This window comes from Bacteroides sp. AM07-18 (genome assembly GCF_003602695.1).
Lineage (GTDB): Bacteria > Bacteroidota > Bacteroidia > Bacteroidales > Bacteroidaceae > Bacteroides > Bacteroides uniformis.
Genome location: NZ_QTLM01000002.1, coordinates 70,217 through 88,864, shown reverse-complemented (window position 1 = coordinate 88,864; position 18,648 = coordinate 70,217). Strand labels below are relative to the sequence as shown.

The following is an 18,648-nucleotide window of genomic DNA, read 5'->3' as shown; positions in this document are numbered from 1 at the left end:
TATTTTTGTGTTTATTTTCAACTCTCCCTCAGTACAACATTCAAAAAACCGCTCGACAATTATGAAAAAGTACTTCTTTTTCTACATACTACTATTATTGCCAATTATAGGCATTGCACAAACATACAAATACATCGGTGTGGAAGACGGTTTGAGCAACAGACGGGTATATGCTATTCAAAAGGGACCCAAAGGTTACATGTGGTTTCTTACCCACGACGGCATCGACCGATACAACGGAAAAGAATTCAAGCCGTACAAACTGATGGATGGAGATGAGGAAGTGAATTCCATGATGAACCTGAACTGGCTCTATGTGGATTCCAAAGGAACCATATGGGAAATTGGCAAGAAAGGACGCGTGTTCCGCTATGATACAAAACACGACCGTTTTGTCCTGGTATACAAGCTACCCGAAAGCGAAGTGAAAGGACGTCCAACCCCTATCAGTTACGGTTTTGTGGATGCCAACAGCGTAATATGGCTTTGCAATGAAGATGCCCTATATCTGTACGACAGCAATACCCAGAAGGTGACATTCATTCAAAACGAAATAGGAGAACGAATTACTGATATCGCACAGATTGATTCGACCCACTTCTTCATCGGGACCGACATCGGCATACATTATGCTGAGCTGGCCAACAACACCCTCACCCTCAGTCCCTGCAACCAATTGGACACCTTGAAGATACAAATCAACGAACTATACTATCATAAACCGTCTCACAAGGTTTTTATCGGTACTTTCCAACGGGGAATATTTACCTATGACCTGAATGAGCACAAAGTCATGCATATCCCATCCGGACTGATGGACGTTAGTATTAACTGTATCCGTGCCTACAATAACAATGAAATCCTCATAGCTACAGACGGGGCCGGTGTCTACAAAATGAATACCGATACCTATGAATCTATACCATACATTGTTGCTGACTATAACCGGTACAACTCAATGAACGGAAATACCATCAATGATATCTACATTGACAGTGAACAACGCATCTGGATGGCTAATTATCCCATTGGTATAACTGTACGCAACAACCGATATGCCGATTATCAATGGATAAAACACTCTATCGGCAATAAACAGTCACTCATCAATGACCAGGTAAATGCCATCATTGAAGACCATGACGGCGATTTATGGTTTGCCACCAATAACGGCATCAGCCTTTATTATAGCAAGACGAAACAATGGCATTCTTTTCTCAGCAGTTTCGACACCGCAAGCCATAGTAAAAACCATATCTTCATCTCATTGTGCGAAGTGGAGCCCGGCATCATCTGGGCCGGAGGATATAGTTCCGGCATCTACCAGATCAACAAGAAACTACTGTCCACAGAGTTCTTTACTCCGTCTTTATTCAGTAATCTGAATATCCGGCCGGACAAGTATATCCGTTCCATTATGAAAGATTCTTCAGGAAACATCTGGTTCGGAGGGTATTATAACTTAAAAGAAATAGATTATTCCAGAAAAAATATACGCCATTTCCCGGGCTTGAATGGTATCACTGCCATCATAGAGAAAGACTCCACACATATGTGGATAGGCACTTCCACCGGCTTGTACCTGTTGGAAAAAGCAACCGGTAAGTATACCTATATCCAGATGCCGGTAGAATCCTACTACATCTACTCCCTATGCCAAGCTTCCGACGGAATGCTGTATATCGGTACCAACAATGCCGGTTTACTGGTATATGATACGACCAAAAACACATTCAGACATTATCATAGAGACAACTGCGCCTTGATTTCCAATAATATCTATACACTATTGTCTGATGGTAAAGGAAATATCTTTCTGAGTACAGAACACGGTCTGTCCACCTTCTATCCTGTCGAAGAGACATTCCATAACTGGACCAAAGAACAAGGACTGAAGTCTGACCATTTCAACGCAGCCTCAGGCACCTTGAGGAAAAACGGCAATTTCATTTTCGGCAGTACGGATGGAGCCATAGAATTCAACAAAGACATGATCCTGCCTCGCGACTATAAGTTCAAAATGGTATTCAGTGACCTGCGGGTATTCTATCAGACCGTTTATCCCAAGGATGAAGGTTCTCCACTTATTCTGGATATTGACGAGACAAAAACCTTGCGTTTGAAGTACAACCAGAACATCTTCTCATTGCAGGTCTCAGACATCAACTATGACTATCCTTCCCTAATTCTGTACTCCTGGAAACTGGAAGGCTTCTATGAGGGTTGGAGCCGTCCGGGAGAGGAAAACGTCATCCGTTTTACCAACCTGAGTCCGGGCAACTATACCCTCCGCGTACGTGCCATCTCCAACGAAGACCGTCGTATTGTCCTGGAGGAACGCAGTATGGACATCATTATCGAGCAACCCCTCTGGCTCAGTTTCTGGGCGCTGATACTCTATGCAGTGATTATCATATCCATTGCAAGCATCACTCTACGAATAATAGTCTTGAGAAAACAGCGGAAAGAATCCGATGAGAAAATACGCTTCTTCGTCAATACAGCGCATGATATACGTACTCCACTGACGCTCATCAAAGCACCCTTGGAAGAAATCACCGAACGCGAGCAACTGACTTCCAGCGGACAGAGCAACATCAATACAGCCCTGCGAAACGTAAATGCCTTGTTGCGCCTGACCACCAACCTTATTAATTTCGAACGCGCAGACACCTATTCCGGAAGTCTATACGTATCCGAATACGAACTGAGCACATATATGGAAGAGACGATCGATGCTTTCCGTTCATACGCAAACATAAAACACATCAACCTAACCTACGAAAGCAGCTTCCGTTATCTGAACGTATGGTTAGATAAGGACAAGATGGATTCCATTTTGAAAAATATCATATCCAACGCACTGAAATATACACCGGACGGCGGCAATGTACATGTCTTTACTTCCGAGACAGAAGATACCTGGAGTATTGAGGTGAAAGATACCGGTATCGGAATTCCGGCTTCAGAACAGAAAAAGCTGTTCAAGATGCATTTCCGTGGCAGTAATGCTATCAATTCCAAAGTTATCGGCAGCGGCATCGGACTACTTCTGGTAGGGAAACTTGTACGCTTACATAAAGGAAAGCTCAACTTCAGCAGCATGGAAGGGAAAGGCTCTTGCATCAAAATCACGTTCCCCAAAGGGAACAAGCATTTCCGCAAAGCAATCCAACGCCCTCAACCCAAAAACGAACGGATTGTTTATTCGGCCTCCGGAGTGCCTATCAATGCCTCTACTACATCATCCCCTGCTTCCAGTGGAATCTACGACAAGACGCAACAACAGTCACAAAACAACAGTAACCACCAGAAAATTCTTATTGTAGAGGACAATGACGAATTAAGGGAATATCTGCGTAGAACATTGTCTGAACAATACAACATACAAGTATGCTCCAATGGAAAAGAAGCACTGACCATTGTCAAGGAGTATATGCCCAACCTCGTCATTTCAGACATCATGATGCCGGAAATGAGAGGAGACGAATTGTGTCATATCCTGAAGAACGACATCGAGACATCACATATCCCCATCATCCTGCTCACAGCACTGAATACCGACAAGAATATCATCGAGGGACTGCAAAGCGGAGCGGATGAATATATTGTGAAACCCTTCAATATCGGTATATTGCGGGCAAACATTGCCAACCTGCTGACTAACCGGGCACTGTTGCGCCACAAATATGCCAGCCTGGACCTGAACGACGAGAAGAACAATACGGATTGCATCAACTGCTCCAACGACTTGGACTGGAAATTCATTGCAACCGTCAAAAAGAGCGTCGAAGACAATATGGACAACCCAAGCTTCAACGTCGACGTGCTCTGCAACCTGCTGAATATGAGTAGGACCAGCTTCTACAATAAGATAAAGGCACTGACCGACCAAGCTCCGGCTGACTACATCCGGCTGATTCGACTGAAACATGCTGCCCAACTTCTGAAAGAACAAAAGCATACCATCACCGAGATTTCAGAGCTGACCGGTTTCAGTGATGCGAAATATTTCCGTGAAGTATTCAAGAAACATTTCAATATGAGCCCAAGCCAGTATGCCAAGAGAGGGAAGGAAGGGAAAGATGATAAAGAAATAAAGTAAATTACAACATTTTGAATATGAATATATATCTTGAAGCATTCTCCATTTTCTTTAAGATAGGAGCCTTTACCATCGGCGGCGGTTATGCTATGGTACCGCTGATAGAAAACGAAATCGTAACCAAACGAAACTGGATAGCCAAAGAAGATTTCATTGACCTGCTTGCTATATCACAGTCCGCTCCGGGCATCCTTGCCGTCAATATATCCATTTTTATAGGGTACCGGCTACGGGGAATACGAGGGAGCATAATCACTGCATTGGGAACCATACTTCCTTCGTTTCTCATCATCCTCGCCATAGCGTTGTTCTTTCACAACTTCAAGGACAACATCATTGTGGAACGTATATTCAAAGGTATTCGCCCGGCAGTGGTTGCATTGATTGCAGCCCCTACATTCAGCATGGCTAAATCGGCCCGGATAAACCGATACAACATATGGATACCGGTGGTTTCAGCACTGCTCATCTGGCTGTTGGGCTTCTCTCCCATCTGGATTATCATTGCGGCAGGTGTAGGAGGATACTGCTTCGGACGTTTTCAACGTCCGAAGAATTAAAAATTAAAGAATTAAAAATTAAAAAGGATAGCAACATTAATCATTAATCACTAACCATTTATCATTAATTACTAATCATGGTTTTCTTACAGTTATTCTATACATTCTTTAAGATTGGGCTTTTCGGCTTTGGTGGCGGATATGCCATGTTGTCTATGATACAAGGTGAAGTAGTTACCCGTTACGGTTGGCTTACAGCGCAGGAATTTACTGATATTGTGGCAATCAGCCAGATGACACCCGGTCCGATAGGAATCAATTCGGCAACTTATGTGGGTTATACTACGATAGCTGATTGCTACGGTACAAGCTATGGTATTTTAGGTTCTATTATTGCTACGTTTGCCGTGGTGCTTCCTTCTTTCCTACTGATGCTGACCATCAGCAAATTCTTTCTGAAATACCAGAAACATCCTTCCGTGGAAGCGGTATTCAGTGGGCTCCGCCCGGCAGTGGTCGGTCTGCTAGCCTCAGCCGCGCTGGTATTGATGAATTCGGAAAACTTCAGTTCTCCCAAAGAAGACATATATTCCTTCGTCATCAGCTGCCTCATCTTCCTCGTGGCATTTATAGGCACAAAGAAATATAAACTGAACCCGATAGGAATGATTGTAGCTTGTGGAATAGCAGGATTGATACTTTATTAAGGATTAAGGATTAAACGTTAATGATTAATCCCTAATCCTTAATCCCTAATTTTTAAAGTTTAATCTTCTTTCCAACGGATTTCGATTCATTATGCAGACGGTCCAAGGCTGTCACCACATAGCGGTACTTTGTCTTTCCGTCTTCGTAAGGAAGTTTATAGAAATTATCGCGCGTGATGGCTACAATATGGGAAGGGTCATCTATATTCACTTTCTCTTTGTCATTAAAGCGATAGACCACATATTGGACGGCACGGTTCATTTCCTCTTTATACTTGGGAGCTGTCCAGAAAAGAATATATCCGTCTTCCGTCCACACCGGTTTCATCTTACGTACCTTTGCCGGGGCTTCGTTATCCATGAAATCGAAAACGGGAGGTAGCGCCGGATACTTATGATATTCGGCAATCAGGGCATCGCGATACTTGCCTGCATTCTCTACAACCGCACTGGCAGGCCACTGGCAACTGCCACCGATGGTCTGATAGGCCCGTTGCAAGGCCATTTTGCGAGGAAGCTGATTTATCGACGGGTTCTTGGGGTCGGCATTCTGCACGGTGTTCATCACGGACTGGCCGATAAACAAGGGGCGGTTTTCCGTATTCCTGGCCCACCACTTCACCAGTGTCTCATAGTCGGCAACCGGATGTCCTATATGCCAATAAATCTGCGGAATATTATAGTCTATCCAACCTTCACGGGCCCACAGCAACACGTCCGCATAAAGGTCATCGTAGTTTTGCAGGCCTTTGGTCTTACTGCCAAGCGGGTCACTGCTTTCATTCCGGTAAATGCCAAACGGAGAAACCCCGAACTTCACCCACGGCTTGATTTCACGAATTGTTTCATGCAGTTTCTTAATCAGCACATTCACGTTGCTCCGGCGCCAGTCTCCTTTATTGCTGAAACCTCCGCCAAAACGTGCAAAACTTGCATCGTCAGGGAAATCCTTTCCCTTAATGGGATAAGGATAAAAGTAATCGTCCATATGAATGGCATCCACATCATAGCGGGAAACGATGTCGCTCACCACCATGCAGATGTGCCGGCGGCTCTCAGGCAGTGCCGGGTCAAAATACAACTGGTCGCCATAAGTGACAAACCATTCCGGATGGATATTGTACACATGATTGGGAGCCAACTCACTCTTCAAGGTCGTCTTCGTGCGATACGGATTAATCCATGCATGAAACTCCATACCACGCTTATGGCATTCATCAATCATAAACTGCATAGGGTCCCAATAGGGTTCGGGCGCTTTACCCTGCACTCCGGTAAGGAAACGACTCCACGGTTCCAGTCTGGAAGCATACAGAGCATCCGCTTCGGGACGTACCTGGAAAATTATGGCGTTGATTCCCGCCTTCTGCAAGGAATTCAACTGCCCGATCAGATTCTGCTTCAGTTTTTCGGTCGGCATTCCACGGAACTGTCCGTTTACTGACTGTATCCATGCTGCACGAAATTCACGTTTAGGATAGGTAGACCCGGTCTGCACTTGCGCAAATACTCCTCCCGCCATTAGCAGCAAGAAGAATACACATAAAAGGGATTTTACTCTCATTCTCTAATTACAGCTTTTTAATACTTAAAATAGTTTATAATTAAGGTTTGTCCTTCATCGGCCATTCCACAATAAAGCGGCATCCTCCGCAATAGGTGTCATCCAGATAAATCCGGCCTCCCACCAACTCCATTATCTCATTGGCTATGGCAAGCCCCAATCCGGACCCTTTGGTAAACGTGTCCACTTTATAAAAACGTTCGAAAATACGGTCCGATTCGTCCGGCCTGATGCCTATACCGGTATCCTCTATCACGAAGCGCAATACATGTCGGGACTTATCTTCCTCGCAGGAAACGCGTATATGACCTTCTTCCGTAAACTTCACCGCATTATCCAACAAAGACACCAGCACCATTTTCAGCCATTGCCGGGCTGCATAAAAGGCCATAATGCCGGAAGCAGGCACATATTCCAGTTCAACTCCCGGCTTCAGTTCCGGACGGAAGCCCTCAATACATTCCTTGCAACACGCATCCACTTCTATCTCCTCCCGCGGCATCTCCCACACTCGCGAATCCATATCCGCAATATTGAGTATGTTCTCCATCAGACTCAACAGATATGTATTGTTGCCCTCCACTTGTTCAACATACTCGCGTTTCTCCACATCATCCAGCTTCTCTTGAGCCAGCAAGGTAGAAAAGCCGACGATGGAATTCAACGGAGTACGGATTTCATGGGTGATATGCTGTATAAAGGAACTTTTGACCTGGCTCATTTTTTCCACCGCCCTGCGTGCAGCTTCCAACTTGCGGTTCATGGAGAGGGTGCGGATATACAGATAAGTAATGAGCAGCAAAAGCAACAATACCAGTCCGCCAACAGCCAAGGCTATCATCAGTCGTTCCTTGTTCAATCTGGCACTCAGCTCCAGCTTCTCCATCTTCAACCGGTCCACCTCAAACTGTGCCGTATATTTGCTTAGCTTGTCATCCATTTCTGCCGTACGCACGGAGTCACTCACGGCGGCATATCTGGCATAACTGCGGCAAGCCGCACGATAATCGCCCAACTGTTCCTGCAGTTCTCCTTTCATATAATGGTTATAAGGATAGCAAAGCCCCAGTGAATGCTGATAATCCATGAGTGAATCCACGTAAGCAATGTTACCTTTCAAATCACCGAGGATACGGCAACACATTATCTTATAGCCAAACCATGCTTCGGGCGTCGAGCTCTCCGGATGTTGACGGTAGAAGCGGTCGGTCTCCTCAATATAAGGCTCAGTAGCCTTTCTACCTTCATTGGCCAATAAGCCTATAACCCTGAATTCACAGAAACGCAGGTGCAGGGAAGGGTCTATGCTGACTTGTTTACGGTTCAGTTTGTCCTCCAGTTGCGACAATTTACTCAGATACTCGCCGGCTTCCGCATACTCACTGCGTGAAAGATAAGTCTGGATAATATTAAGCAACACCACGTATGCGTCACGATAATAGCTGCCCCCCTCGAAAAGTTTCAGTGCATTGTTGTAATTCTCTATACACAGTTTTACGTTGTTTCCAAAGACCCGATGGTTATACCCGATGCACATTTCGCCACATGCCAATCCGTATTTATCCCGGGCTTGCTCGGCATCCTGATGGAGCCTGACGGTTTCAGCCATCGCCTCCTCCTGCATACCTTTCTCCGTCATGCGCTGAATGTACTGCCGCCACGCCATATACCGGTCTCGTGTCCGTTGGTATTTCCGGCACCAGTCCATATATTCATAGGTTGCGGCTTTCAAGTGGTCAATGTCCCCCAACTGATAATAATGAGAAATCAAGTTGTTATGGGCATCACTAATCTGTACCGTATCGTTCAGTTCGCGGGCAAGTTTTATCCACCGGGCATTGATGGAAGGCAATCGGTCTTGTCCCAACACTTTCTGCGCACTATCTGCCAGAGCTTTCATCTCTCCATAAGGGTCTTCGGCATGCAGGATTGAGGGGCATAAACCTAACACCAGCACAACAAGAAGCCATTTTATATTACGCTTTACCATGTTCGGACATTAAAAGGAGTCGGATGCGAATTTAGTGCTTTTATTTAATGTAAATTAGCAGTCATCCTAAAGTATAACAAATCTTAACCTTGCCTATCTGATACGATTTTTCCAGCAGGTTCGTTTTATTCTACCCCGGTTTGCATTATCTTTGCAAATCCTAAATCACATAAGTGACTTTTATATGGCAGAAAATACATCGATTATCATAAAGGGAGCCCGTGTCAATAACCTCAAGAACATTGACGTAGAGATTCCCCGTAACAAACTCGTAGTCATCACCGGACTGTCCGGTTCCGGAAAATCCTCACTTGCTTTCGATACATTATATGCCGAGGGGCAGCGCCGCTACGTGGAGAGCTTGAGCAGTTATGCCCGCCAGTTTTTGGGACGTATGAGCAAGCCTGAATGCGATTTCATCAAAGGGATTCCACCTGCCATTGCCATTGAGCAGAAAGTAAGCAGCCGTAACCCACGGTCCACCGTGGGTACCTCCACTGAAATATACGAATATCTGCGGTTGCTCTATGCACGCGTGGGGAAAACCTTCAGCCCGGTCAGCGGACAGGAAGTGAAGAAACACTCGGCAGAAGACATCGTGAAGTGCATGCTGGAGCATCCGGAAGGGACCAGGTATACCGTGCTCGCTCCGATATTACTGCGCGAAGACCGCACGCTGCAACAACAACTGGAGATAGACATGAAGCAAGGTTTCACCCGTCTGGAAGTGAACGGTGAAATGATGCGCATCGACGAATACAAGCCAAAAACCGGAGACACCGTTTTTCTGTTGATTGACCGTATGACAGCCTCTTCAGAAAAAGATTCCGTCAGCCGCCTCACCGACTCGGCCGAAACAGCCATGTACGAAGGAGACGGCGCCTGCCTGCTGCGTTTCTACCAGCCCGACGGGAGTACCTGCCTCTATCGTTTCAGTACCAAGTTCGAGGCAGACGGCATCACCTTCGAAGAACCGAACGACCAGATGTTCTCCTTCAACTCTCCCATCGGCGCATGCCCCGTATGCGAGGGATTCGGACGGGTCATCGGCATCGACGAGCATCTCGTGATACCCGACCGTTCCTTGTCCGTCTATGACGGAGCCGTCGTATGCTGGCGGGGCGAAAAGATGGGCGAATGGAGGGATATGGTGATACACGGAGCCGAGAAAGCCGGCTTCCCCATCTTCACTCCCTATTATGAACTGACCGACGAGCAACGCCGGATGCTGTGGGAAGGGACACCCTACTTCGAGGGCATCAACGCCTTCTTCAAGATGGTGCAGGAAAACCAGTACAAGATACAATACCGTGTGATGCTGGCACGCTACCGCGGAAAGACGCTCTGCCCCAAATGCCACGGCACCCGCCTGAAGCCCGAAGCAAGCTATGTACGTGTAGGAGGACACAGCATCTCCGAACTGGTGGACTTGCCCATCACTGAGTTGAAGCTCTTCTTCGACAACCTGCAGCTGGACCCGCATGACGCCGACATAGCCCGCCGCATCCTGACAGAAATCAACAGCCGCATCCAATTCCTATTGGATGTCGGTTTGGGATACCTCACGCTGAACCGCCTCAGCAACTCGCTCTCCGGCGGTGAAAGCCAGCGAATCAACCTTGCCACTTCATTGGGCAGCAGCCTGGTGGGCAGTCTGTATATTCTTGACGAACCGAGCATCGGCCTGCATAGCCGCGATACGGACAAACTGATACACGTGCTCCGCCAGTTGCAACAGTTGGGCAATACGGTAGTGGTAGTGGAACACGACGAAGAGATTATCCGCGCTGCCGACTATATCATCGACATCGGTCCCCGGGCAGGCCGCCTGGGAGGGGAGGTCGTCTACCAAGGAGATATGAAAGACCTTCAGAAAGACAGTGACAGCTATACCGTGCGCTATCTGCTGGGCGAAGAAACCATCCCCCTGCCGGAACACCGCCGCCCGTGGAACAACTACATAGAAATAAAAGGCGCGCGCGAAAACAACCTGAAGGGTGTAGAGGCACGGTTCCCGCTGAATGTAATGACCGTAGTCACCGGTGTCAGCGGTTCGGGCAAGAGTACGCTGGTACGCGACATCTTCTACCGCGCCTTGAAACGGGAGTTGGACGAATGCAACGAACGTCCGGGCGAGTTCACTTCCATTGGAGGAGACTTGCAGAACCTGCGCAATGTAGAGTTTGTTGACCAGAATCCTATCGGGAAGTCATCGAGAAGTAACCCCGTGACCTACATCAAGGCCTACGATGAAATCCGTAAACTATGGGCAGACCAACCGCTTGCCAAGCAGATGGGATACAGTGCCGGATACTTCAGCTTCAACAGCGAAGGCGGCCGTTGCGAGGAATGCAAGGGTGAAGGCACCATCACGGTGGAGATGCAATTCATGGCAGACCTTGTACTGGAATGCGAATCCTGCCACGGCAAACGCTTCAAGGCGGACACGCTGGAAGTGAAGTTCCACGACATGAATATCTACGACGTATTGGAGATGACCGTAAACCAAGCCATCGAATTCTTTACGCAACACGGACAGAAAAAGATTGTGAAGAAGCTGCAACCCTTGCAGGATGTAGGTTTGGGATATATCAAACTGGGGCAAGCCTCCTCCACCCTCTCCGGTGGAGAGAACCAGCGCGTGAAACTCGCCTTCTACCTCAGCCAGGAGAAAGCAGACCCGACCATGTTCATCTTCGATGAACCGACCACCGGACTACACTTCCATGACATCAAGAAACTGCTCGAAGCCTTCGATGCCCTGATACGCCGCGGGCACAGCATTGTCATCATCGAACATAATCTGGATGTGGTGAAGTGTGCGGACCATGTGATAGACCTGGGGCCCGAAGGAGGGGACAAAGGAGGAAACATCGTAGCTACCGGTACACCGGAGGAAGTGGCGAAGTGTGCGGCAAGTTATACGGGACAATTCTTGCAAGAGAAATTACACCCCTCGCTTCCTTAAATAGAACACAGAGGCACGGAGACACAGAGATATTAAATTCAAGGAAAAAGAATAAAACTCTATGCCTCCGTGTCTTTGTGCTTAATCTTACCGGTGCTACTACTCCAATTTAAAAGTAACCGGAAAAGAAAATTCCACCTTCACGGCTTTACCCTGCTGCATTCCCGGTTTCCATTGTGGCATCAATCCTACAATCCGTAATGCTTCCTCATCCAAGGCAGGATACCTGCTGCGCATAATAACGGGGTCCGTCACACGACCATTCTCGTCAATCACCACGCTGACAGCAACTCTTCCCTGAATGCCATTCTTACGGGCTTCTTCCGGATAACGGATATTCTTTTGAATAAAATCCATTAAGGCTTTCATACCTCCCGGAAACTCGGGCATCACTTCCACTACTTTATAGACCGGTTCCTCCATTGGCTCTTCCGTTATCAATTGTGGGCTTCCGCCCTTCCCTGCATCCGAAATATAAGGGGGAAGAGATGTCTTTTCCGCCGTTCTCCATTCTTCCTCATTGTCCGTCAATCTGAACTCAGTCATCATCAAGACAGGTTTCCTCCTGATGGTTATCTCATAAAAGTAACGGTAGCGTCCCGGCTTGTTGGGATGCACATCCGGATAAAGAGAGGCTTTCATAACCCTTTCCTCCCCATCCCGCAGCACATAGGCGATGTCCCAAAAGGCAGCGTTTATCGGCAATTCCCGCCAGGTACCTTTTTCGTCTTCGAACGTCAGGTAGTAATGCTCGCCGCAGGTCAAATCTCCGCCACTGTGATTGCTGAGGATGAATGTCGCATGAGGCGCTTTCGTTGAAAAGACTGGATATTCGGGACGGATATGGATGCCACGAATATGATTCCTGCCTACTCTCTCGTTGATGACGGGGACTTCTACACCATGAAAACAGAAAACGGGGGAGTCCATTATCTCCTCCCGGAACTCTTTCCGTTTTTCAGGAGTATTCACAATCAAATCTATATCTATGCAATGCATCCCCACCCCATATCCGGTCACATTCCTCCGGATGTGTGTGTAGGTTGTGTTTTCCAACCGCTTTCTCAGTTCGTCGTGAATGGCAAGCAATTGTTTTTGCAAGCAGTCACCGTCATCCACGAGCCCTATCTTGAGGCTATCGCTCACTGATTTTTCCTGCAACCGTCGGTCTAACCCTACCGTATCTACAGAATCTTCAGGCATTTCTACGCGTTCCGTCTTATTCATCTTGCAGGATGAAAGGCAACAAAGCAATAGGAGAAAACAAACTCTGTTCATAGCATTTTGTATTTCAAGTCCATAGCATCAAATATACTCATTTTCGCAATCATAATCAAAAATAGAACCCCTAATCTCATAAGACTATATTAGGAATACATGTAATAACGGTATGAGAATAGAAAAGATTACGGCTAAAAGACACTGCATCGCCACTGCAAAGTCACTGCATTCCTTTTGCAGTGCTGCTGCACGCCCATTGCAGTACGACTGCAACCGTATTGCAGAGCTACTGCAAGCCTCATGCAGTGACACTGCAAAAAGCGTGCAGAACTTTGCAGTAGGAAAGAACTGATAACTAAGATAATAGCGCCAATGAAAGAAGTATGCAGTACAATTGAAATGGAAACGAAATGGGCGTGACAGATAAGTGTAACGATTCTTATCTATCACGCCTATCTATCACGCGGTAAGGTATTTGTAATCAATAGAATATACCCCTCCGCGTGATAGCATGACAGATGTTTTGCAAAAACAAACTCTGTGGTAGTAGCAAAATGAGATTAGAAATAGAATCCGAAACCTACTTTCAGACCAAATTTAGAACGGTCGTCGTTAATGTTCCAATAAGCAGCAGGCTCAATGGTTACCGTACGCGTCAGGAAGAACGCATAACCGGCTTCCAGACCGAAAGAGAACTTGGTATCATCCAAATCGTGTCCCCAATCCCAACGGTCCACATTGACATCGGCACCCAGATACACGCCAATCTTGTCGAAATAATAACGTCCACCTACACCCAGCGTATAGACATCGAGGTCAGACCCTCCGGTATTCCAAGCAGCCCCGGCATGCACCAGCAAGGCGATGTTGTCGAGCAGGAAAGCACCTCCCTTGGCTTCAAGGCCAAAACTTGTCTTGTCGGTTCCCGTGTCATGAGAAAATTCCAAACCGGTGATGGACGGGTTCAAAATCCACTTACCTTTTTCAAACTGTGCCTGAGCTGCCACTGTGACAACAAGCAAGCAAACGAATAATGCCAGTTTTTTCATCTTGTTCTGTTTTTTGAGTAAATAATCAATGTTGTTTATTGTCTTCTTCGAATCGCTTGCGTTGCAGCGCCTCCTTCTTGCGAAGCACCAGCCACAGCACAAATACAATGAGGTACGAAGCAGCTACGGTGACATACTTCTCAGTATCGCTGATTTCCGTATTGCGGGGAAGGAAATAAGCGGCAGTAGCAGAAACGTAAATAAGCAGGGCCAACGTGAGCCCGGTAGATTTCTTGATTTTCTTCATTACCAAAGTTTTTTAGTCGTCTTAAAATACCAAATATTAAACCAAATAGCAGCCAGCACAACAGCTATCAAGGCTATGCCCAGCGCATAATTCGGACCGAGCCCGAAACCTTCGGGAGCAATGCAGATGTAAGTGGTACACACAGCCGTCATGAATAATGCCGGGAAATAGGTGACGTAATAATAACGTCCTTTCTTCTCGCGTACCAGATAGACCGTAATGGCCCACAACGTAAAGACGGACAGAGTCTGATTGGCCCAGGCAAAATAACGCCAAATCATATCAAATCCATCCTTGTCCCGCAGGCTGTAAAGCAACAAGCTAATGGCTACCAGGAACATCGGGATGCATATATATAAACGGCGACGCATGGATTTTTGTTCCATTCCCAAGAAATCCGCCACAATGAGGCGCGCTGAACGGAAAGCCGTGTCGCCACTGGTAATAGGCGCGGCAATAACACCCAGAATGGCCAATACGCCACCTACGGCACCCAGCCAGTCTTTTGTAATGGCGTCTACAATGATAGAGGCATTCGTCTCCCCCATCCCGTTCTCGTGGAAGAAATAAGTGGCGGCGGCAGCCCATATCAGGGCTACAATGCCTTCGGTTATCATTGCCCCATAGAAAACGGGGCGTCCGTGGCGCTCGCTTGTCATGCAACGTGCCATCAGCGGACTCTGCGTGGCATGGAAGCCACTGATGGCACCGCAGGCAATGCTGACGAACATGATGGGGAAGATGGGCAATGCAACCGCATCGGGATGCGTGTTCTGCAATCCGTCCCATATCTCCGGCAATGCAGGATGGTTGACGTAAAGCATTACCAGAATACCGACCGCCATGAACAGCAGGGCAACGGCGAACAGTGGGTATATCTTACCGATAATCTTATCTACCGGCAGCAAAGTGGCAAAGATATAATAAGCGAAAACAACAATAATCCAGAAGGTGGTATCCAAGCTGTCGGGGGTCAACTTGGCAAGCAGTCCGGCCGGCCCTGCCACAAAGACAGCTCCCACCAATATCATCAGGATGACGGTAAAGCCGCGCATCACCTGCTTGGTGGTCAGCCCCAGATAGCGTCCGATGATTTCCGGCAGGCTTTCCCCGTCATGCCGCAAGGAGAGCATACCGGCAAGATAGTCGTGCACTGCACCGGCAAAGATACTGCCAAGTACAATCCACAGATAGGATGCCGTACCGAACTTAGCTCCCATGATGGCACCGAAGATAGGTCCCAACCCGGCAATATTGAGAAACTGTATCATAAAGATTTTCCAAGTAGGCAGTGGAATGTAATCCACACCATCGGCTTTGGTAAGGGCGGGTGTTTTGCGGTCATCGGGACCAAAGACGCGTTCTATGAAGCGTCCGTAGATAAAATAGCCGGCTATCAACGCCAGCAGGCAAAGCGTAAATGTAATCATGGCGTGTTAATATCTTTAATGTATGCAAATGTAACAGTTTCCAAGTAAACAGCACAAAATAATCGGGTGTTTTGCTTATCTTCGCCGAGAAATATGACAGAAATAAAGAAGAAAAGAGAAAAATGAAACGAATTATTTCCATTTTACTATATATGGCCGTCTTGCTGCCACTGGCTGCGCAACCGCCCAAGCATGAAGTGCGTGCCGCCTGGATAACTGCCGTCTATGGCCTGGACTGGCCGCAGACACGCACCACTTCGCCCGAAGGCATCCGCAAGCAACAGGCCGAACTGATTGAAATATTGGACAGACTGAAAGCCGCCAATTTCAACACAGTACTGTTCCAGACCCGTACACGGGGAGATGTCCTCTACAAATCAGCCATCGAGCCCTACAACTCCATACTGACCGGAAAGGTGGGCGGCGACCCCGGCTACGATCCGCTGGCTTTTGCCATAGCCGAATGCCACAAGCGCGGTATGGAGTGCCATGCCTGGATGGTGACCATCCCTCTGGGCAACCGCAAGCATGTAGCCGCCCTCGGTAAAGAGTCCGTCACCAAAAAGAAACGCGCCATCTGCGTACCCTACAAACGCGAATACTTCCTGAATCCCGGACATCCGCAAACCAAAGAGTACCTGATGAGCCTTGTCCGCGAAGTGGTGGAACGCTACGATGTAGACGGGATACACTTCGACTACCTGCGCTATCCGGAAAACGCCCCCCGTTTTCCCGACAGCTACGACTACCGCAAATACAGCAAAGGACGCAGCCTTGCCCAATGGCGCAGAGACAACCTGACGGAAATAGTACGCTATATATATAAAGGTGTAAAAGCCATGAAACCCTGGGTAAAGGTCAGCACCTGCCCGGTAGGAAAATACAAAGACACTTCCCGCTACCCCTCCCGTGGCTGGAATGCCTTCCACACCGTCTATCAAGACGTGCAGGGTTGGCTGGGCGAGGGCATCCAGGACCAGATTTATCCGATGCTCTATTTCCGTGGCAATCATTTCTATCCCTTTGCCCTCGACTGGCAGGAACAAAGTAACGGACGCCAAATCATTCCCGGTCTGGGCATCTACTTCCTCGACCCCAGCGAAGGGAACTGGACGCTGGACGAGATTGAACGGCAGATGCACTTTATCCGCGCCCACGGTCTGGCGGGGGAGGCACACTACCGTGTGAAGTATCTGATGGACAATACGCAAGGGCTTTATGATGCGCTGGAAGAAGACTTCTATACCGCCCCGGCCCTGCAACCCGCCATGCCGTGGATAGACAATGCAGCTCCTACACCTCCCTCCGGACTCACGGTGGAAACACCGGAAAACGGCTATTGGAAACTAAGCTGGCAACCCGCCACGGACAATGACAAGCGGAATGCTCCGATGTATGTAATCTACGGTTCGGACACCTATCCCGTAGATACCTCCAATCCGGAGAATATCCTGGCACAACGAGTACAAGGCACGGAATATACCTATGCCCCCATCCGCCCGTGGACTGCCCGAAAATATTTTGCCGTGACAGCCATAGACCGTTGCGGAAACGAAAGCGAAGCTATTCAGCAGCAGTGACACAGACAAAAGCCCGGTAACGGCTCTTCGGAGTGACCGGTACCAGAGGCAGATAGCCGGAAACAACCCTGCCGTCCTTCACCACCAGCGGATAGCTTTGCACATCCTGCTCATGCCGCTCCATCAAAGCTTCATGGGTCGGAAAGCAATCAATGGAAAAACGTCCCTCCCCACCGGGGACAATGAAATGCTCACTAAGCACATGGGAAACGATTCCCATATTCATCCGTAGATTTATTTCGACATGGGGGTTGATGGCATACGGATGCCCTTCCTTCTGACGGCAGACCATCATGTCCACACCCAAGAAACCCATATAAGATGTAGCATAACTCGTTTCCAATGCTTTCTGCATCATATTGCGTATGCGTACAAATGCTTCAAAGGGTACATATTGCTGAATCCATTCCTCCACTTGCTCATCCGAAGTAAGGATATTACCACGATATGCCCCTTTGTCATCCGTAACAAAACGGGAATAGCCGACAAAAAGAAGCTTTCCCCGACCATCCGAATAAAATTCCATGGCAAAGTCTTCCACCTTATCAAATATAGGCTCCATCACAAAACCTCTATTTTCTTTCAGCGCCCTACTACACCAATCGGAAACATTTTTCGTAAAGCCATGACGGCACCAACACAATCCCTTTCCACTTCCCGACCAAAGTGATTTGAACACACATCCCTCCTTGTAACGATCAACAATATCCGGAGAGATATCCGTCATTCTACCATCAGCCTCCACCAAGCAACAACCGTCACCACAAGTATAATCTATTTTATTGAAATAGAAAAGTGCGCGAAAAGCCAAAGCGTTACTACGGGCAGCCTTCATACGATATTTATCCAAAGCATCCGGCGTAGGAAGATTTTTTTCCAGAACACCGCCTTTCAACATCCGTTTACGGATAGCGGGGTTCCATCCCCAAGGCATTACCCGCACATCAGCATAATCGGGTAGCTCCGGCTCTGTCACCAAATGCACATCCAGCCGGAACAACTGTTGCATCTGTTTCAGATAATCTGCATTATAGGCGGAAGAGGCCAGTACCCCACTACCCGGCTGGGCATACCAAATCGGCAACAAAGCCAAGTCTTCAGCCATACGGCGGATGGTAGCGGGCGCCATATAATTTTCTTCATTATTTCCCAATGCCATATCTGCATCAGGATTGAACACATAAAGTTTCATCTTTCAAATGTTAACCAATTACTCACGTTTTGTATGAGAGTGCAAAGTTATATAATATTTTGCCATCTCTACTTTGCAAATCTATAAAAAAGCCG

Annotated in this window: 13 protein-coding genes; 6 read left to right on the top strand and 7 right to left on the bottom strand. The window is 47.6% G+C overall.

The genetic code is table 11. The features are described from left to right. The first annotated feature begins 61 nt into the window (after positions 1-61). The 3 genes from DW096_RS03895 (at position 62) to DW096_RS03885 (ending at position 5,312) form a co-directional block, all read left to right on the top strand. Positions 62-4,105, top strand: coding sequence for a two-component regulator propeller domain-containing protein (locus DW096_RS03895; protein WP_117881262.1), 4,044 nt, complete (start codon positions 62-64; stop codon positions 4,103-4,105). A gap of 17 nt (positions 4,106-4,122) precedes the next feature. Next, positions 4,123-4,665, top strand: a complete 543-nt coding sequence (locus DW096_RS03890; protein WP_034528571.1) for a chromate transporter — start codon at positions 4,123-4,125, stop codon at positions 4,663-4,665. 77 nt (positions 4,666-4,742) lie between these two features. Beyond that, positions 4,743-5,312, top strand: a complete 570-nt coding sequence (locus DW096_RS03885) for a chromate transporter (RefSeq protein WP_005835643.1) — start codon at positions 4,743-4,745, stop codon at positions 5,310-5,312. 52 nt (positions 5,313-5,364) lie between these two features. On the opposite strand, the gene DW096_RS03880 is transcribed toward DW096_RS03885, so the two are convergent. Together DW096_RS03880 and DW096_RS03875 are read right to left on the bottom strand one after the other, a co-directional pair. Continuing rightward, positions 5,365-6,876 (bottom strand): glycoside hydrolase family 10 protein, encoded by a 1,512-nt coding sequence (locus tag DW096_RS03880; RefSeq protein WP_120028793.1) that lies wholly within the window; start codon positions 6,874-6,876, stop codon positions 5,365-5,367. Positions 6,877-6,916: 40 nt separating this feature from the next. Further along, complete coding sequence (locus tag DW096_RS03875) at positions 6,917-8,866, bottom strand: sensor histidine kinase KdpD (RefSeq protein ID WP_120028792.1); 1,950 nt, start codon at positions 8,864-8,866, stop codon at positions 6,917-6,919. A gap of 184 nt (positions 8,867-9,050) precedes the next feature. On the opposite strand from DW096_RS03875, the gene uvrA reads away from it, so the two are divergent. Continuing rightward, the gene (gene uvrA / locus DW096_RS03870) at positions 9,051-11,834 is read left to right on the top strand and encodes an excinuclease ABC subunit UvrA (protein WP_117703680.1); all 2,784 of its coding nucleotides are present in this window, start codon (positions 9,051-9,053) and stop codon (positions 11,832-11,834) included. A gap of 99 nt (positions 11,835-11,933) precedes the next feature. Here the strand turns inward: uvrA and DW096_RS03865 are convergent, their stop codons facing one another. After that, positions 11,934-13,112, bottom strand: a complete 1,179-nt coding sequence (locus tag DW096_RS03865; protein WP_120028791.1) for an energy transducer TonB — start codon at positions 13,110-13,112, stop codon at positions 11,934-11,936. Positions 13,113-13,224: 112 nt separating this feature from the next. Here DW096_RS03865 and DW096_RS19380 point away from each other — a divergent pair, with 112 nt between their 5' ends. Next, positions 13,225-13,407, top strand: coding sequence for a hypothetical protein (locus DW096_RS19380; RefSeq protein WP_044467943.1), 183 nt, complete (start codon positions 13,225-13,227; stop codon positions 13,405-13,407). Positions 13,408-13,615: 208 nt separating this feature from the next. On the opposite strand, the gene DW096_RS03860 is transcribed toward DW096_RS19380, so the two are convergent. Genes DW096_RS03860 through DW096_RS03850 form a run of 3 tightly spaced genes read right to left on the bottom strand, consistent with a single transcriptional unit; the run spans position 13,616 to position 15,781 of the window. Further along, entirely contained in the window at positions 13,616-14,104 is a 489-nt protein-coding gene (locus tag DW096_RS03860; protein WP_044467944.1) for an outer membrane beta-barrel protein, read from the bottom strand. A 25-nt stretch (positions 14,105-14,129) separates the two neighbouring features. After that, positions 14,130-14,351, bottom strand: coding sequence for a hypothetical protein (locus DW096_RS03855; protein WP_005826297.1), 222 nt, complete (start codon positions 14,349-14,351; stop codon positions 14,130-14,132). Beyond that, complete coding sequence (locus DW096_RS03850) at positions 14,351-15,781, bottom strand: carbon starvation protein A (RefSeq protein WP_008663941.1); 1,431 nt, start codon at positions 15,779-15,781, stop codon at positions 14,351-14,353. The genes DW096_RS03855 and DW096_RS03850 overlap by 1 nt, the downstream gene beginning before the upstream one ends. Before the next feature lie 122 nt (positions 15,782-15,903). On the opposite strand from DW096_RS03850, the gene DW096_RS03845 reads away from it, so the two are divergent. Continuing rightward, positions 15,904-17,361, top strand: coding sequence for a glycoside hydrolase family 10 protein (locus tag DW096_RS03845; RefSeq protein ID WP_227212859.1), 1,458 nt, complete (start codon positions 15,904-15,906; stop codon positions 17,359-17,361). On the opposite strand, the gene DW096_RS03840 is transcribed toward DW096_RS03845, so the two are convergent. Beyond that, the gene (locus DW096_RS03840; RefSeq protein WP_118931046.1) at positions 17,345-18,553 is read right to left on the bottom strand and encodes a hypothetical protein; all 1,209 of its coding nucleotides are present in this window, start codon (positions 18,551-18,553) and stop codon (positions 17,345-17,347) included. The two genes, DW096_RS03845 and DW096_RS03840, sit on opposite strands and share 17 nt — an antisense overlap. Positions 18,554-18,648 lie beyond the last annotated feature (95 nt).

What these genes read in the sequence shown, in the direction of transcription:
- DW096_RS03895 (WP_117881262.1), top strand. Translation starts at nt 62, where the DNA reads ATGAAAAAGTACTTCTTTTTCTACATACTACTATTATTGCCAATTATA.
- DW096_RS03890 (WP_034528571.1), top strand. Translation starts at nt 4,123, where the DNA reads ATGAATATATATCTTGAAGCATTCTCCATTTTCTTTAAGATAGGAGCC.
- DW096_RS03885 (WP_005835643.1), top strand. Translation starts at nt 4,743, where the DNA reads ATGGTTTTCTTACAGTTATTCTATACATTCTTTAAGATTGGGCTTTTC.
- DW096_RS03880 (WP_120028793.1), bottom strand. Translation starts at nt 6,876, where the DNA reads ATGAGAGTAAAATCCCTTTTATGTGTATTCTTCTTGCTGCTAATGGCG.
- DW096_RS03875 (WP_120028792.1), bottom strand. Translation starts at nt 8,866, where the DNA reads ATGGTAAAGCGTAATATAAAATGGCTTCTTGTTGTGCTGGTGTTAGGT.
- uvrA (WP_117703680.1), top strand. Translation starts at nt 9,051, where the DNA reads ATGGCAGAAAATACATCGATTATCATAAAGGGAGCCCGTGTCAATAAC.
- DW096_RS03865 (WP_120028791.1), bottom strand. Translation starts at nt 13,112, where the DNA reads ATGAACAGAGTTTGTTTTCTCCTATTGCTTTGTTGCCTTTCATCCTGC.
- DW096_RS19380 (WP_044467943.1), top strand. Translation starts at nt 13,225, where the DNA reads ATGAGAATAGAAAAGATTACGGCTAAAAGACACTGCATCGCCACTGCA.
- DW096_RS03860 (WP_044467944.1), bottom strand. Translation starts at nt 14,104, where the DNA reads ATGAAAAAACTGGCATTATTCGTTTGCTTGCTTGTTGTCACAGTGGCA.
- DW096_RS03855 (WP_005826297.1), bottom strand. Translation starts at nt 14,351, where the DNA reads ATGAAGAAAATCAAGAAATCTACCGGGCTCACGTTGGCCCTGCTTATT.
- DW096_RS03850 (WP_008663941.1), bottom strand. Translation starts at nt 15,781, where the DNA reads ATGATTACATTTACGCTTTGCCTGCTGGCGTTGATAGCCGGCTATTTT.
- DW096_RS03845 (WP_227212859.1), top strand. Translation starts at nt 15,904, where the DNA reads ATGAAACGAATTATTTCCATTTTACTATATATGGCCGTCTTGCTGCCA.
- DW096_RS03840 (WP_118931046.1), bottom strand. Translation starts at nt 18,553, where the DNA reads ATGAAACTTTATGTGTTCAATCCTGATGCAGATATGGCATTGGGAAAT.